Source organism: Streptomyces sulfonofaciens, assembly GCF_014656295.1.
Classification (GTDB): Bacteria; Actinomycetota; Actinomycetes; order Streptomycetales; family Streptomycetaceae; genus Streptomyces; species Streptomyces sulfonofaciens.
On record NZ_BNCD01000011.1, the window covers coordinates 60,000 to 74,147 of the forward strand.

Genomic DNA, 14,148 nt, shown 5'->3' on the forward strand with positions numbered 1-14,148 from the left:
GAAGCGACGTATGGGCGGGGCGGTCCTCGACCCGCCCCTCGCACGGCCCGTCCCGGACCGCGCTTCCCGGACCGCCCGTCCCGGGCCGCCCGCCCCGGCCCGCACCACCGGACCGCGCGGCCCGGCGTGCGCCGGCAGGTCACGACGGCGGCCGGGTCACCGCCCCGCTCACCACAACCTGTCGTGCACCGGCGCGTACGCCTCCGCCATGGCCGCGGCCCGCGCCAGCTCCACCCGCGCCTCCTCGTCCGGGTCGTCCGCGGCCGCCGCCCGCAGCGCAGGGACCGTCCGCGGATCGGCCGGCCACAGTGCGCCGAGCAGCCGCGCCGCGGTGACGCGCACCTCGGGGTGGCGGGAGGCGGTGAGCGGGGTGGTGAGGAAGTCGGGGGCGGCGGGCCCCTCGTCCAGGTAGGCCCAGGTGCGCAGCGCCTCGACGAGGGCGGGCACCGTGACCTCCGGCTGCTTGGGCCAGTGCCTGGCGAGCAGGGCGAGCGCGTTGCCGCGGACGTAGTCGCTGGTGTCGTGGTCGGCGCGGTCGGCCACCAGGGCGCGTACGGCAGGCTCGTCGCGCCAGTGGTCGGCCAGCGTGGTGAGCGCCCAGCGGCGCACGTGGTCGCTGGGGTCCTCGGTGGCGCGGTCGGCCACCAGCGCCCGCACGGCGGGATCGTCGCCCCAGTGGTCAGCGAGCGCGTCGAGCGCGTCACTGCGGACGGTGCCGCTGGCGTCCCCGGTGGCGCGCGCCACCACCAGGGCCCTGACCCCGGTGTCGTCGCCCCAGTGCTCGGCCAGCACGCTCAGCGCGTCGCCGCGGACGTACTCGTCCTCGTCGCGGACGGCACGCTCCTGCACCAGGGCGCGCACGGCCGGGTCCTCGCCCCAGCACCCGGCCAGCGTCTGGAGGGCGGAGTGCCGCACGTGCCCGCTCGGGTCGAGCGCGGCCCGGTCGAGGACGTGGGCGAGGACCGCGGGGTCCCGGGGCCAGTAGGTGCCGAGCGTGTCCAAGGCCGAGCACCGCACCTCCTCGCTGGGGTCCTCGGCGGAGCGCTCCCGCAGGAGGCCGCTCACGGCCGGGTCGTCGCCCCACTGGTGGGCGAGTGCGTTCAGCGCCTCCTCGCGGACGTGGTCGCCGGGGTCGTGGACGGCGCTCTCGCCCACCAGCTCCCGCACGGCCGGATCGTCGCTCCAGTATCTGGCGAGGGCGCCCAGAGCCGCCTCGCGGGTGGTGTCGCCGGTGCCGTGGGTGACGCGGTCCTCGACCAGGCTCCGCACGGCGGGATCCCGGTGCCAGCCCCTGGCCAGCAGGTCCAGGGCGCTGTTGCGGACCGTGTCGCCGGGGTCGTGGAGCGCCCGGTCGTCGAGGAGCGCGCGGGTCGCCGGATCGGTGGCGCCGGCCTCCGCGAGCGCGTAGAGGGCGACGGTGCGGGCGGTGGCGTCCGGGTCGCGAACGGCCCGGTCCCGCAGGACAGCGGACACGGCCGGGTCCGCGTCCCAGTGCGTGACCAGCGCACTCAGGGCCCGGTGTCGGACGCTCGCGCTGCTGTCGTGCACGGCGCGGTCCTCGACGAGCGCGCGTACGGCCGGCAGGTCGGGCCACCCGCGGGCGAGCCGGGCCAGTGCGCCGTACCTGCCCGGCGCGTTCCAGGCGCGGCAGGCGATGACGGCGAGCACCTCCACGTCGTCGTAGAGGCCGAAGGCGACGCCGGCGCCGTCCAGACCGAGCCACGACGTGTGCAGCCGGCGCAGCACACGCCGCCGGCCCGGCCAGTTGGGGCCCAGCGACACCAGTGACGCCTCGATGTCCGCCTGGACCGTCGGCGGCTGGAAGTCGGTCTGCTCCCAGAACCGCACCAGCGCCTCCGCCGTGCGCATGCTCTGGTCCGCCAGCGGCCCGATCCTGCGCACCTCGGCCAGGGCGCGCAGCGCGAGGACGGCGGGCGGCGCCCTGTGCCGGCCCGTTCCCTCCCCGGCGTCCAGTTCGAGGATCCTGTCGACGGCGCGCCCCGCGACCCGTTCGCTGATCTGGCCCACGATCAGCAGCAGCACCTCGTGCCAGGCCGGGTCGGGCGCACGGCGTGCGAAGACGTCGTCCAGCAACTCGTCGTCGGTCAGCTCCCGCTGCTCGTAGCGGCGCACGATGTCGCTCGCGGCGAGGTACTCCAGGAAGGCGCGGTGCACGAAGCCGTAGACCTCGCTGCCGTACCGGCTGAGGATGAAGTTGCGCTCGCGGAACTGCCTGACCATCGCCCGGGCGACCTTCTTCGCCGGGGCGAGGTCCAGCAGCAGCGTCTCGCGCAGGTAGCCGGTGAAGACCCGCTCCACCTCCTCGCCCAGGACGTGGTTGCCCGCGATGCCGCCCTCCCCGTTCTGCATGTGCCGAGCGAGGCGCTCCAGCATCTCGCGGCGGTCCCGGTCGTCGAGGTCCGCGACGGAGCGGATGCCGGGCGTGAGGTCGAGGTGCTTGGCGTCCTCGTCCCAGTGGGCGATGAGGACGTTGACCGCGTGCCGGTAGACCCCGGCGCGGTCGCGGGGCAGCCGCTGCCTTCGGGCGATGATCGCGAGGATGGTCAGCAGGAGGGGATTGCCGGCGAGTTCGCGCACCGGACGGGAGCGTGAGACGGCGTCCCGCAGCCGGGTGCGCAGCCGCTCGGCCTCCTGCCTGTCGGCCGGTGAGACCGCCGCGTACCAGCGGTCCGCGAAGGCGGCGATCTGCTCGTCGGTGAGGCTCTGGATCATGTAGTGCCGGAACCCGGCCGACTCCAGCCGGTGCCGTGTGTAGCCGATCAGCCGCGAGGTGACAACGACCCTGGCGTCGGGGTAGCGGGCGGCGAAGCCGGTGATCCGGCCGGTGACGTCCGTGCGGACCCGCGGGTCGAAGAGCTCGTCGAGGCCGTCGAAGACCACGAGGGCCGCACCGCTCTCCAGCCGGCGGCGCAGCAGCGCGGGCGGCGGGACGCTGCGCTCCTGCTCGTAGAGGTGGGCGAGGAAGTCCTCGAAGGACCGCTCGCGCCAGTCCGCGTCCGCGTAGCGCCGCAGCTCCACCACCACGGGGAGCAGCCCGGAAAGCGGCTCCAGCGGGCCGGTGAGCGCCCGGGACGTCAGCGCCAGGGCCAGGTAGCGGGCGAGGGTGGACTTGCCCGCGCCCGGGTCGCCCAGCAGCACGAGCCGGCCGGACCCGCCCGCGGCCAGCGTGTCCAGCACGGCCAGCGCGGGCCGCTCCCGGTATGCCTGGCGGGCCCGCTCCCACAGCCCCCGGTCCACCCCGGGCACGTCCGGCACCTCGTCCTGCGCGCCCGGCAGCTCCCCGCGCTCCACGAGACGCCGCTGGAGCTCCACGGGCAGCTCCACCCGGGGCGGGTCGGCGCGCAGCAGCGGCGGCACGAAGACGTCGCGCAGGTCCACGCGCGGGTGCTCGCCCTCGGTGGTCGGGATCAGCACCTCCAGGTCGAGCCGGCCGTACGCGGCGCGGATCTGCGCGGCGTAGGCGTCGAGGGCGGCGCTCGTCTCCCGCGGGCCCAGGGGGCTTCCATCCGGTGCGGAGGGGCCGGTCACGATGACGGTCACGCTGCGGTTGTCCTGGACGCTGCTGCCCGCGCCGGTCGCGTTGTACGCGGCGTCCCCGCCCGCGCCCACCGCACTCGTGCCCCGCGCGGAGACCCGCTTCGGCCCGGGCACGGCGCCGCCCCCGGACCCTAAGCCGGCCCCGGCCACCGGTCCTGCCTCGCCTACCGGTCCGCCACGGGCCACCGGTCCGGCCTCCGGCCCGGACCCGCCGCCCGGGCCCGCGGCCACCGGTCCACCGTCCCCGGCGCCGGACCCCGTCGGGCCCCTGCCGCCGTCCGCCGCGTCCGACGAGGATCCGGAGCGGGGCCCACCCGCGCTCACCGCTCCTCGACCTCGCTTCCCGAACCGACCGCGTTCCCGGACGCCTCGCCGCCCGCCGCGACGGCACCCGGGCCCCGGGCCGCCACCTCACTCCGGCCCGGCGGCGGTGTCCGGCCCCCGCCGGGAGGGGAAGCCGGTGCGGCCGTGCGCGTCACCCGGGACCGGTCGCCCACCGCGTTGCCCGACACATCGCCCCCGGCGGCCACCGCTCCTCGCCCGCGCGCCCGTACCGTCCGACGGGTGCCACCGCCGGACGGGGCGCCCGGGCCCGGCTGCCCGTCCCGCACCGCCGTCCACACGCTCACCGCCAACCCCGCGAGCCCCACCACGGCGCCCACCACGCTCGCGACCCGGTCGCCCGTGTCCAGGTCGACCAGCACGCTCACCGCGAGCAGACCCACCGCGGCGGAACCGCACAGCCCGCCGACCACCCACACCCGGCGCCCGCCCGCCGTACCGCTCATCACGCCCGCCCTTCCCCCGGCCGAAAGCCCCCCCGGCTCCCGGGCCCCGTGCTCCCGTCGGCGAGAAGACGCCGCCCGGGGTGGCCCTGGTTCGACTCTAAGGGCCACCGACGACAAGGGGCGCTCCCCGTGAGGGAGCGCCCCGATGCGTGCGGACGCGGCCGGCCCGGGAGCCGGCTCAGTCCTTCGCCACCACCGTGTCCGTGCCGGAGCCCGCGGCGGCGATCCCGGGATCCAGGATGATCTCCTCGCCCGGGTCCCCGGCCGCCTCCGGGTAGTGGCAGGCCGTCAGATGCCCCGCGCGGCTGCCGTCCACACGGGCCAGCGGCGGGGTCTCGCTCGCGCACTTGTCCGTCGCCTTCCAGCACCGCGTGCGGAAGCGGCAGCCGGAGGGCGGGTTGACGGGCGAGGGCACGTCGCCGGCCAGGCGGATGCGCTCGCGGGTCGGGGTGTCGTCCGGGCTGACCTCGGGCACCGCGGAGAGCAGGGCGCGGGTGTACGGGTGGCGCGGGTTGCCGTAGAGCTCGTCGCGGTCGGCGATCTCCACGATCCGGCCGAGGTACATCACGGCGACCCGCTGCGAGAAGTGCCGGACCACCGCGAGGTCGTGGGCGATGAAGACGAACGCGATGCCCAGCTCCTGCTGGAGCTTCTGCAGGAGGTTGACCACCTGCGCCTGGATGGAGACGTCCAGCGCGGAGACCGGCTCGTCGGCCACGATCAGCTTGGGCTCCAGCGCCAGCGCACGGGCCACGCCGATCCGCTGCCGCTGGCCGCCGGAGAACTCGTGCGGGAAGCGGTTGTAGTGCTCCGGGTTGAGGCCCACCGTCTCCAGCAGCTCGCGGACCCGCTTCTCGCGGCCGCCCGGCGGGTTGACGTCGTTGATCTCCATCGGCCCGGAAATGATCTTGCCCACCGTCTGCCGCGGGTTCAGCGAGGCGTAGGGGTCCTGGAAGATCATCTGGATCTCGGAGCGGATCGGGGCGAGCTCACGCCGCGAGGCGTGGGAGATGTCCTTGCCCCGGTAGCTGATCCGGCCGCCCGTCGGCTCCAGGAGGCGGGTGATCAGCCGTCCGGTCGTCGACTTGCCGCAGCCGGACTCGCCTACCAGGCCGAGGCTCTCGCCCTCGGCGACGCTGAAGTCCAGGCCGTCCACGGCCTGCACCGCGCCGATCTTCCGCCGGATGGGAAAGCCGCCCATGATCGGGAAGTGCTTGGTGAGCCCGGCTACGTCCAGGAGGGGAGTGGTACTGCTCATGGTCGGGAAGTCCCGTCTCTCGTACGTCAGTGGGCTCGCGCCGCGGCGCGGTCGGCGGAGAACCGGGCGCGCTGCTCACCGGTGAGGTGGCAGGCCGCGCCGCGCCCCTCGACCAGTTCGAGCGGCGGCTGCTCGGCGGCGCAGCGGCCGCCGCCGACCTGCTCGGCGAAGGTGCACCGCGGGTGGAACCGGCAGCCGGTCGGCGGGTTGAGCAGGCTCGGCGGGGTGCCGGGGATCGGCGACAGCGGCACGTCCACGTCACCCTCCAGCGTCGGCATGGAGCCCAGGAGCCCCCAGGTGTACGGGTGCTGGGGCGCGCGCAGGACCTCCTGCTTGGTGCCCCGCTCCACGCACTTGCCGCCGTACATCACCAGGACGTCGTCCGCGATGTCGGCGATCACCCCGAGGTCGTGGGTGATGAAGATGATGGAGGTCCCGGTCTCCTGCTGGAGCTCCTTGAGCAGGTCCATGATCTGGGCCTGCACGGTGACGTCCAGCGCGGTCGTCGGCTCGTCCGCGATCAGCAGTTCCGGGTTGCAGACCAGTGCCATCGCGATCATGGCACGCTGCCGCATACCGCCGGAGAACTGGTGCGGGTAGTCGTCCACGCGCAGGTCGGGCTGCGGGATGCCGACCTTGCGCAGCATCTCCACGGCCCGCGCCCGGGCGTCCCGCTTGGAGGCTCCGGTGTGCTTGCGGTACGTCTCGCCGATCTGCCGGCCGATGCTGTGGTACGGCGACAGGGAGGCCAGGGCGTCCTGGAAGATCATGGCCATCTTGTTGCCGCGCAGCCGTTCCAGCTCGCGTTCCGTCGCGGTCAGCAGGTCCTGGCCGTCGAGCAGGATCTCCCCGGAGACCTCGGTGTGGTCGGGGTGGTGCAGTCCGAGGACGGCCAGGTTGGTGACGGACTTGCCGGAACCGGACTCCCCGACGATGCCGAGCGTCTTGCCGTGCGCCAGGTCGAAGGAAAGGCCGTCGACGGCCTTGACCATGCCGTCCTCGGTGGAGAAGTGCACGCGCAGGTCACGCACGGAGAGGAAGGGGGTGCTGCTCATGGTGGCTCTCCTAGGCGAGGCGGACGCGCGGGTCGATGAGCGCGTACACGGCGTCGACGACGATGTTCAGGACCACGATGGCGCCGGCGGCCACCATCACCACGCCCAGCAGCGTCGGCAGGTCGTTGGTGGCGACCGCCTTGACGGACAGTGCGCCGATGCCCTGGAGGCTGAAGGTCTTCTCGGTGATGATCGCACCGCCGAGCAGCACGCCCAGATCCAGGCCGAAGATCGTGACGATCGGTCCCATCGCGCCGCGCCAGGCGAACCGGAAGAACACGGTACGCCTGGGCAGGCCCTTGGCGCGCGCGGTGCGGACGTAGTCCTCGCTGAGCGTCTCCACGAGCTGGGAGCGCGACATACGGGTGTAGTTGGCGGTGAAGATCACCGACAGCACCAGCCAGGGCAGCAGGAGACCCGTGAACCAGGCGGCCGGGTTCTGCGTGAAGGGCGTGTACGTGGGCCGCTGCAGCAGGTGCAGTTGGTCCGTGAGGAAGTACATCGCCACCGGGCCCAGGATGTAGATCTGGAGCGAGGAGCCGACCAGCGAGGCGGACGACGCGATCTTGTCCATCGACTTGCCCTGCTTGACCGCCGCCAGCATGCCGGTGCCGACCCCGAAGATCAGGAAGACCACGGCGCTGCCGATGGAGAGCGAGAGGGTGGTCGGGAAGCGGTCGACGATGGTGCCGAAGACGGGCTCGCGGTTCTGGAACGAGTAGCCCAGGCAGGGCGCCGGGCAGTGGCCGTACGAGGGGTAGTCGCGGCCGACGAAGACGGCCTGCAGCCAGTGCCAGTACTGGACCGGCACGGGATCGGCGATCCCCAGGTTCTTGCGCACCAGGGCCAGGGTCTCGGGCGTGCAGACCTTGCCGCAGGCGACACGCGCGGGGTCGCGGGGCGCGGTGTAGAAGAGGACGAAGACGAGGGCGCTGATGATCAGCAGGATCACCGCGGCGCCGACGATGCGACGGGCAAGGAAGCGGAACATGGCTGTGGTGTTTCCTGACGGATGCCGATGGAGCCGGGACTGCCGGGATTGCCGGGACTTCGGGCCCGGGGCCGGCGGTCCTCGGAGCACCGAGGACCGCCGGCCCCGGGGGCCGTCCGTCAGGCCTTGACGTACGTCTTGTACAGCAGCGTGGCCGAGAACAGCGGGTCCATCATGGCGCCGCCGACCTTGGAGCCGTACAGGTAGTAGCGTCGCTGGTAGGTCTCCGGGATGACCGGGACGACCTCATCCATGATCCGCTTGTCGAGCGCCGCCCAGGCGGAACCGGCCTTCTTCTGGTCGGCTATGACGACGTCCTTCTTGATGTTGCTGTCGATCCACGACACCCTCGTCTGCGAGACGTTGTTCTGGCCGTTGCCGATGTTGGCGCTGTCGAACAGCGGCTGGATCATCGTGTACGCCGTGGGCCAGTCCGGGGACCAGCCGAACCACATCACGTCGAAGCTGTTGTCGGTCTGCTGGATCTGGTCGTAGTACGACGTCGAGTCCGTGGCCTTGACGACCGGGTCGAAGCCGGCGGCCTTGAGCGCCTGCTCGATGACGACCGCGGTCTTGTCGTACGTCGGGCTCTGCGGGTACGTGTAGACGATCTTCTGGTTGAGCTTGCCGGCCTTCTTCAGCAGCGCCTTGGCGGCTGCCGCGTCACCGCGCGGCTTCTTCAGCTTGCCGTACAGGTCGAACTTCTCGCGGCCCAGGATGTCGGGGCTGAGGATCGTGGTCGCGTAGTCGCCCGCCGAGGGGCCACCGTAGATCTTGCGGATCTGCTCCAGCGGCCAGGCGATGTTGAGGGCCTTGCGCACGTCGACGTCCGTGATCCGCTTGCAGTTGATCGCGTAGTAGTACGTGCCCGTGAGCAGGCCGTTGAAGGTGCGGGCCTTCAGGTCCGGGGTGGAGAGCACCTTCTGCATGCGCTCGGCCGGGATGCTCTTGTAGATGGAGACCATCTGCTGGTCGGTGCCCTGGTCGGCGATGAAGCGGTCCGCCGACTCCAGCGCGGTGGGGCCGAACTCGAACTCGAAGCCGTCCGGGTAGGCGTTGCGGATCGCGTCCGTCTTCGGGTCCCAGTACTTGTTGCGCGTCAGCGTCATCGACTTGTCGATGGAGCGGTGCTTGACGATGTACGGGCCGTTGGACAGCGGCTGCTTGTCGTACTTCTCCTTGGTGTCGGCGTGCACCGGGGTCGGCGCGTACGAGTGCATCGCCAGCGTGAAGTTGAAGTCCGGGCGGGCCTCGGCGAGCTTGAAGGTGATGGTCTTCTTCGCCTTGTCCGTCACGATCGAGTCGAGGTGCTTGCCCTTGTAGGGGCCCTCGTAGCCCTTGCGCCAGTCGCCCTTGCCGGTCAGCGCCTGCTGGACGTAGGCCGCGCCCTCGGTGATGAACGGCGCCCAGGCGCGCTCGATGCCGTGCCGGACGTCGTCGACCGTGACGTCCTTGCCGTCCTGCCACTTGATCCCGTCCTTCAGGGTGAAGGTCCAGGTCTTGTTGTCCTCGGAGGCGGTGCCGACGTCGGTGGCCAGGTCGCCGACGAGCGTCAGGTGGCCGTTCTGGTCGATCTTGTAGCCGGTGAGGCAGCGGGCGTAGAGCAGGGCCGCGGTGGAGTTGAACGCGAAGTAGATGCGCTGCGGGTCGAGGTGGGAGAAGTCGTCCTCGGAGACGCCGTAGATCGTGCCGCCCTTCTTGGCGCCGGAGATCTCGGGCGCGGGGCCGGTCGAGTCCTCCTTGGTGCCGATCTTGACGTTGGACCCCGTGTACGAGGTGGCGCCGGGAGCCGGTGTGCCGTCGCCGCCGCCCCCCGCGTTGCCGCTGCTGCACGCGGACAGCACCATCGAGCTGCCCGCGGCAACCGATGTGGCTATGACGAAGTTTCTCCGGGAAAACGACATGGCTACCTGCCCTGAGAGTGTGGATGAGCGGATGTGGTGCTCCGGCGGGGCCCCGTCGCCCGGCCGGTGGTGGCACGGAGTGCTTCAGCGCTTGGTCTTCGGATCGAGTGCATCGCGGACCGAGTCGCCGAGGAGGTTGAAGGCCAGTACGAAGACCACCATGGTCACGCCGGGGAACAGCATGAAGGTGATGTCGTCCTGGTACACGTCGGCGGCGCGCTGCAGCATCACGCCCCAGTCGGGGGTCTTGGCCGTGAGCCCGACGCCGAGGAAGGCGAGACCCGCCTCCGCGGTCACGTAGAGCGGGAGCGCGAGTGTGGCCTGGATGAGGATCGGCGTCCACAGGTTGGGCAGCAGTTCCTTGAAGATGATGCGTGCCGGTGAGGCACCCGTCACCTTCGCCGACTCGACGAACTCCCGCTCCCGCAGCGCGAGCACCTCACCGCGCAGCAGACGTGCGATGGGGGCCCAGCCGAACGCCGTCATCACCGTGATGAGGCTGGTGATCGTGAGCCAGGTGGGGATGGCGTCGTCGGGCGCGACCAGGATCGTGATCATCACCGGCCAGAAGGCGATGAAGAACAGCGTCTGGGGGAACGCCAGCAGGATGTCGATGATCCGGCCGATGAGGTAGTCGGTCTTGCCGCCGAGGTAGCCGGCGGTGATCCCGATGGTGATCCCGATCACGGTCACCAGCAGGGTGACCGCACCCGCGATGAACAGGGAGTTGCGGATCCCGTAGAGCAGGAACGTGAACAGGTCGCGGCCGAGCTGCGGTTCGATGCCGAACCAGAAGTCCCCGCTGATACCGCCGTTGGGCTTGACCGGGAATCCGAAGTCGTTCAGCAGGCCCGACTGGTTCTGCCCGTAGGTGACGTACGGGTCCTTGCCGTACAGCTTGGCTATCAGCGGCGCGCAGAGCGCCACGAGGAAATAGCCGATGACCACATAGGCGGAAATGACGCCTGTGCGGTCCCGTTTGAAGCGTCGCCACGCCAGCCGCCCTGGGGAGCGGCCCTCGCCGCCCTTCGGTCCGGAAGGGTCCGGCGTGAGCATGCTTTTCTCGGCCACCACCTCGAGTGGGGCGGCGGCTGATGGAGTTGGGGAGGTCATGGCACTCCTGGCCCGGAGGGGGTCTTAACACTCCGCAGGACGCGCCCACGGGCTACGCGGACCTTTTCAACCCTGTTCGTCCAGGGTCAATGAATCGCTGGCGGCCTTGGACTGCTCTTTAACTTCTTGGTGATTACATGACCAAATCTATGCCAACAGATTACATCTACGGGAGTAGATTATTTGGACCTTTAGGGATCTAACGGGATCTTCCGGCATTGAGTTCGATAACCGGGCGGTGATGTCTCGGATTCCGTACATCCGGATGACAGGTGTCCTTACCGTTGCCCACACCATGGCCGGATATGGACGCAAGCGCCTCCTGCGGCCCGGCAGTTCCGATCGGGCTTCGGCACCCGGTGCGCACACGAAGGCCCGTGACACCCCCTCGGGGGCGGCACGGGCCCGGTGCGCAAAACCCCCGGCACCTGCGCGCAGGCGCCGGCGCGGGCCTGCCCGGAGCCGTGTCCGGGCGCCCCGGGCGAACGGCCCCGACAGCGTTAACACGCATGCAACTCCGTCGACGTCACGGCGATATACGAGGCGGCCACTCTTGAGGACGTACGGCCGTGCGGGTGCCGTGGATCGGCCGGGACGCTCATGCCGAGGCGCGGCATGTCCCGGCCGATTGGCGCCGCACCGGTCCTGCCGCTCCCCTACCGCTTCTGCTGCCCGTCTGCTTCCTTGCGCGGCCGGTGGCCGAAAGTCGCCGCCGCGGGCAGCGAGCGCTTCAGGAAGTCCACTTGGAGGAGCAGCAGGTTCTCGGCCACCTGTTCCTGCGGCGTCATATGGGTCACCCCGGACAGCGGCAGCACCTCGTGCGGACGGCCCGCGGCGAGCAGTGCGGAGGACAGCCGCAGCGAATGGGCCACGACCACGTTGTCGTCGGCGAGACCGTGGATGATCATCAGCGGCCTGTGCGGCTCGGCGGGTGACGTGAGACCCCCGTCGTCGACCAGTGAACTGTGCGCGTAGACCTCGGGGGAGTCGTTCGGGTCGCCGAGGTAGCGCTCGGTGTAGTGCGTGTCGTACAGCCGCCAGTCCGTCACCGGCGCGCCCGCCACGGCCGCGTGGAACACATCGGGCCGGCGCAGCACCGCGAGAGCGGCCAGGTACCCGCCGAACGACCAACCGCGGATCGCCACCCGGCCGAGGTCGAGCGGAAAGCGCTCCGCGAGCCCCCGCAGCGCGGCGACCTGGTCGTCGAGCGCCACCGTGAAGTCGTCCCGCACCGCCTTCTCCCAGGCGGGCGAGTGCCCCGGCGTACCGCGGCCGTCGGCGATCACGACCGCGAAGCCCTGGTCCGCGAACCACTGGGAAGTCAGGTAGGCGTTGTGCGCGGCCACCACCCGCTGGTCGTGCGGACCGCCGTACGGATCGAGCAGCACCGGCAGCGGACCGTCCTCCGCACGGTGATTCCGCGGCAGCACGACCGCACAGGGGATCCGGCGTGCGCCCTCGTGATCACGTGCGCCCTCCTGATCGCGATTGGGCCGCGTCGAGAGGCTTCCTTGCTGGTCGAAGGGGGCGTTCACGGTATCGGACGGGGCGTGCGCCGCTCCTGCCGCGGACCGCGTCCCGACCCGGCCCGACCCGGCGCCCGATGCCCCGCCCGCCCCGGCGGTCCACCCCGCGCCGGGCGCCGCTCCCGGGTCCGTGACGACCTCGGTGATCGTCAGCCGGGGCGAGAGGCCGGGCTCCTCGGCGGCGGAACCGACGGTCGCCAGACGTTTGCCGTCGCGCAGTACCTGCACCAGCCGGCCCGGCCGGTCGGGCGTCGCGGAGACCAGGACCGTCACCGCGCCGCTGCGCACCGCCGCATGCACACCAGGCCCCTGCGTCAGGCGCTCCACGCCCAGTTCGTTGACGCGGTACACGTGGACCTCGCCGGTCTCCGGCCCGTCCGCCGCCGTGCCGGCGGACGCCGAGACCAGCACGTCCTCGTCCGAGACGTCGAGCACCGCGCGCACGTGCAGCGCGGCCCCGGTCAGCGGCCGGTCGCCCACCGAGAGCACCCGCGCCCCGCCCTCGTCGGCGATCCGCACCAGGGCGCCGCTCGGCGACCAGCACGGCACGCCGGGGAACAGCTCCAGCCACTGCCCGTCCTCGTCGGCGTGCACCAGCCGGGTCGTGCCGTCCTCGGGGTCGACCGCGAGGAAGAGCTGGCTGCGCTGGTCGCGGGCCTGCACCAGCAGCAGCGGCGGGCCGTCCGCCGACCAGTGCACACGCGCCAGGTAGGGATAGCGCTCGCGGTCCCACACCACCTCCGTGCGCGACCCGTCGAGGCCCAGCACGAAGAGCCGCACCTCGGCGTTCGGCGTGCCCGCCGCGGGATAGGGGACCTGCGCCGGTTCCTCCTGCGGCCGCGCCGGGTCCGCGATCCACCAGCGCCGTACGGGGGCGTCGTCGGCCCGCGCCACCAGCAGCCGGTCCGACGCGGGGGACCACCAGAAGCCCCGCGGGCGCGCCATCTCCTCGGCTGCGACGAACTCGGCGAGGCCGTAGGTGACGCCCTCGGACTCCGGCTCGGCGAGCGCCCGGTCCCGCGGTACGTCATCCGCCGACCCCGGTACCGCCACCACCCGCAGGGCGCCCTGCGCCACGTACGCCACATGGCGTCCGTCGGGTGACGGACGCGGGTCGATCACCGGGCCGGACACCGGCAGTTCACGTGCCGTACCGGCCCTCAGCTCCGCCGTGAACAGGCGGCCGGAGAGCGTGAAGGCCGCCAACTCCACCGCCAGGTCCGTGGCATAGCCGACGATGCCCGCGCCGCCCTCCCTGCTCCGCTCCCGCCTGGCCCGCTCCTGGGCCGACAGATGCTCCTCGCCGCCCCCCAGCAGTGCCTCGGGATCGGCCGCGATCCTCTCCCGACCGTCCAGGTCGAGGACCCACAGCAGGTGCGCGCGGTCGGTTCCGGACCGGGACCGCAGGAACGCCAGGTGCCCGCCGTCCGGTGCCACGGCGAAGGCCCGGGGAGCCCCGAGCGTGAAGCGCTGGGTGCGTGCGTACCGGCGCGGAAAGGAGTCAGGGTGGCTACTCATCCCCCGAGCCTAGAGCGCACGGTCCCGGCTCCGGGCGAGCGCACGCCATGCGCCCCTCGTGCTGCCGTGCACCAAGTATGTGCGATCCATACACGGCGAACGGAAAGTTATGATCAGTCGCGCTGGGTGGGTAAGCCCCGGGGGCACATTCCTCTGGGCAAGTCCCCGCCCGGTCCGTCATGTTGCCTGCGTTAAGACTGATCCCCCTGGAGGTGGGCCGCCGTGGCACTCTCGATTTCGGCGGTGGTGCTGCTGCTGGTCATCGTCTTCATCCTGATCAAGAAGTCCGGCCTGAACGCAGTACACGCTCTTGTCTGCATATTGCTGGGCTTCTATCTGGCCAGCTCCTCCATCGCACCCACGATCACCCAACTGACCGACAACGTGGCGGGCATGATCGGAAACCTCAAGTTCTGACCCCGGGTCCCGGCCGGTTG

Annotated in this window: 9 protein-coding genes; 1 reads left to right on the top strand and 8 read right to left on the bottom strand. The window is 71.7% G+C overall.

The window, feature by feature from the left end; all coding sequences use genetic code 11:
* Positions 1–168: 168 nt before the first annotated feature.
* The 8 genes from IE313_RS18790 to IE313_RS35305 form a co-directional block, all read right to left on the bottom strand.
* Entirely contained in the window at positions 169–3,672 is a 3,504-nt protein-coding gene (locus tag IE313_RS18790) for a HEAT repeat domain-containing protein (protein WP_189933680.1), read from the bottom strand.
* Between the two features lie 206 nt (positions 3,673–3,878).
* Positions 3,879–4,346, bottom strand: coding sequence for a hypothetical protein (locus tag IE313_RS18795; RefSeq protein ID WP_189933682.1), 468 nt, complete (start codon positions 4,344–4,346; stop codon positions 3,879–3,881).
* Between the two features lie 178 nt (positions 4,347–4,524).
* Entirely contained in the window at positions 4,525–5,604 is a 1,080-nt protein-coding gene (locus IE313_RS18800; RefSeq protein ID WP_189933684.1) for an ABC transporter ATP-binding protein, read from the bottom strand.
* Positions 5,605–5,630: 26 nt separating this feature from the next.
* Positions 5,631–6,659 (bottom strand): ABC transporter ATP-binding protein, encoded by a 1,029-nt coding sequence (locus IE313_RS18805; protein WP_189933686.1) that lies wholly within the window; start codon positions 6,657–6,659, stop codon positions 5,631–5,633.
* A gap of 10 nt (positions 6,660–6,669) precedes the next feature.
* Positions 6,670–7,650, bottom strand: a complete 981-nt coding sequence (locus IE313_RS18810; RefSeq protein WP_189933688.1) for an ABC transporter permease — start codon at positions 7,648–7,650, stop codon at positions 6,670–6,672.
* 119 nt (positions 7,651–7,769) lie between these two features.
* Positions 7,770–9,554 carry an ABC transporter substrate-binding protein gene (locus IE313_RS18815; RefSeq protein WP_189933690.1) on the bottom strand — a complete coding sequence of 595 codons (1,785 nt, stop codon included), beginning with the start codon at positions 9,552–9,554 and terminating at the stop codon, positions 7,770–7,772.
* 84 nt (positions 9,555–9,638) lie between these two features.
* Positions 9,639–10,667 carry an ABC transporter permease gene (locus IE313_RS18820; RefSeq protein WP_189933692.1) on the bottom strand — a complete coding sequence of 343 codons (1,029 nt, stop codon included), beginning with the start codon at positions 10,665–10,667 and terminating at the stop codon, positions 9,639–9,641.
* A gap of 656 nt (positions 10,668–11,323) precedes the next feature.
* Entirely contained in the window at positions 11,324–13,711 is a 2,388-nt protein-coding gene (locus tag IE313_RS35305; protein ID WP_229924760.1) for a S9 family peptidase, read from the bottom strand.
* Positions 13,712–13,933: 222 nt separating this feature from the next.
* Here IE313_RS35305 and IE313_RS18835 point away from each other — a divergent pair, with 222 nt between their 5' ends.
* Complete coding sequence (locus tag IE313_RS18835) at positions 13,934–14,128, top strand: hypothetical protein (protein ID WP_189933694.1); 195 nt, start codon at positions 13,934–13,936, stop codon at positions 14,126–14,128.
* The last annotated feature ends 20 nt before the right edge of the window (positions 14,129–14,148 follow it).

What these genes read in the sequence shown, in the direction of transcription:
- IE313_RS18795 (WP_189933682.1), bottom strand. Translation starts at nt 4,346, where the DNA reads ATGAGCGGTACGGCGGGCGGGCGCCGGGTGTGGGTGGTCGGCGGGCTG.
- IE313_RS18800 (WP_189933684.1), bottom strand. Translation starts at nt 5,604, where the DNA reads ATGAGCAGTACCACTCCCCTCCTGGACGTAGCCGGGCTCACCAAGCAC.
- IE313_RS18805 (WP_189933686.1), bottom strand. Translation starts at nt 6,659, where the DNA reads ATGAGCAGCACCCCCTTCCTCTCCGTGCGTGACCTGCGCGTGCACTTC.
- IE313_RS18810 (WP_189933688.1), bottom strand. Translation starts at nt 7,650, where the DNA reads ATGTTCCGCTTCCTTGCCCGTCGCATCGTCGGCGCCGCGGTGATCCTG.
- IE313_RS18815 (WP_189933690.1), bottom strand. Translation starts at nt 9,554, where the DNA reads ATGTCGTTTTCCCGGAGAAACTTCGTCATAGCCACATCGGTTGCCGCG.
- IE313_RS18820 (WP_189933692.1), bottom strand. Translation starts at nt 10,667, where the DNA reads ATGACCTCCCCAACTCCATCAGCCGCCGCCCCACTCGAGGTGGTGGCC.
- IE313_RS35305 (WP_229924760.1), bottom strand. Translation starts at nt 13,711, where the DNA reads ATGAGTAGCCACCCTGACTCCTTTCCGCGCCGGTACGCACGCACCCAG.